Source organism: Halolamina salina, from assembly GCF_042678005.1.
Taxonomy (GTDB): Archaea; Halobacteriota; Halobacteria; order Halobacteriales; family Haloferacaceae; genus Halolamina; species Halolamina salina.
In genome coordinates this window covers 56,936-57,579 of sequence record NZ_JBHUDH010000049.1, presented here as the reverse complement: position 1 = coordinate 57,579, position 644 = coordinate 56,936, and the positions used below count along the sequence as shown (strand labels likewise).

General features: G+C 67.4%; 2 protein-coding genes. Both read right to left on the bottom strand.

The window, feature by feature from the left end; genetic code table 11:
• Positions 1–91: 91 nt before the first annotated feature.
• Positions 92–373 carry an amphi-Trp domain-containing protein gene (locus tag ACFR9S_RS05985; protein WP_379733286.1) on the bottom strand — a complete coding sequence of 94 codons (282 nt, stop codon included), beginning with the start codon at positions 371–373 and terminating at the stop codon, positions 92–94.
• Positions 374–415: 42 nt separating this feature from the next.
• Positions 416–644: DnaJ domain-containing protein (locus tag ACFR9S_RS05980; RefSeq protein ID WP_379818268.1), on the bottom strand; the 229-nt coding region annotated here is incomplete at its 5' end.

Here is a 644-nt window from a genome sequence, read left to right as displayed (position 1 = left end):
AGTCGTCGTCGCGGTCACCCGCGACGAGGTGGGTCGGGTGACCGACACCCTCCGGGACGGCGAGACGGAGTACGTCGTCGAGGGCGGCTGATTACTCGATCTGCAGTTCACCGCTGGCTTCACTTCCGCTCTCGCCCTCGGTCCACTCCAGTTCGAACTCGATGCTCTTCTCCGGGCGGTCGGCCGGCCCCTCGCGTTCGACTTTCACTTCGAACGTCGGCCGCTCTGGAGGATTGAGCGTTACCGACTCGCTGCCGGCCTGTAGGCTTATCTCCCCGCCTTCGTCGAGGGAGTCCGCCACCTTCCGGAGGTAGTCGGCGATCTCGCTCCGGCTCCTGTCGCTCTCGGTCTTGAACAGCAGTTCTTCGGGCATATCTCGAAGGAGGCTGCCCACGAGGATAAGTGATCTGGCGGCTCAGCTCGCGTACTCCTTCGCGGTCGAGTACGCCTCCTGCAGGCGCTTGAACTCCTCCTCGCTGCCGCCCTGATCGGGGTGAAGCTCCTTCACCTGCTCGCGGTAGGCCGTCTGCACCTCGTCGGCGTCGGCGTCCCGGTCCAGATCGAGGAACTCGAACGCGTCGCCGACGGGGTCGCCGCGGGGAGCGGCCGCACCGCGACCCCCGCCCGGACCGCCTCGCGGCCCC

Coding starts and splice junctions, on each gene's coding strand:
- ACFR9S_RS05985 (WP_379733286.1), bottom strand. CDS start 373: ATGCCCGAAGAACTGCTGTTCAAGACCGAGAGCGACAGGAGCCGGAGC.